Genomic DNA, 659 nt, shown 5'->3' with positions numbered 1-659 from the left:
TCGCCCGGCTTATTCGGAGTGGTCTCCTCGCCCGGCTTATTCGGAGTGGTCTCCTCGCCTGGGTTGTTCGGGGTGGTCTCCTCACCCGGCTCGTTCGGAGTCGTTTCCTCGGACGGCTTCGGAACCGTCTGGTTCTTATCGTTGATGTCCTTGTGCTCAGCGATGTGGTTCGGGTTCTCCGGAGCAGTACCCGGAGTCTCCTCGCCCTTGTCGTTGACCTCAACAGAAGTCAACTCCTCGAAAGCAACCGCAGCCTCAACCGGCTCCGTCACAGACTCATCAACAATGATCTCAACAACAACCTCACCGTTGGCAGCCGTCGGAGTAAAGGTCTTCTTGCCCTCACCCAGAACAGACTCACCATCAACCTTAGAAATCAGCTCAGCGAACAGGGTGTATTCCTTACCTGGAACAAGACCCTTATACGTCACCGTATCGTTAACCTTCGCACCAGCAACAACCTCAGTTGCACCGTTAGCAAAGTCAGCATTCGTCGAAATCTTCGGCTTATCAGACTCCTCACCCGGCTCACGCGGAGTCGTCGACTCAGAAGGCTCGGTCGGCTCCGTGGTCTTCGGAGTGGTCTCCTCACACGGATCATTCGGAGTCGTAGACTCACCCGGCTTACCCGGAGTGGTAGATTCGCCCGGCTTATTCGG

At 56.3% G+C, this 659-nt stretch carries 1 protein-coding gene; it reads right to left on the bottom strand.

Annotated elements, in window-relative coordinates; genetic code table 11:
• Window positions 1–659, bottom strand: a 659-nt coding sequence (locus NX84_RS12280) for a VaFE repeat-containing surface-anchored protein (RefSeq protein ID WP_039677017.1), incomplete at both ends; no start/stop codon positions are given.

Source organism: Corynebacterium minutissimum (assembly GCF_000805675.1).
Lineage (GTDB): Bacteria > Actinomycetota > Actinomycetes > Mycobacteriales > Mycobacteriaceae > Corynebacterium > Corynebacterium minutissimum.
The sequence above is the reverse complement of the archived record's forward strand: the minus strand, read 5'-3'. Positions and strand labels throughout refer to the sequence as shown.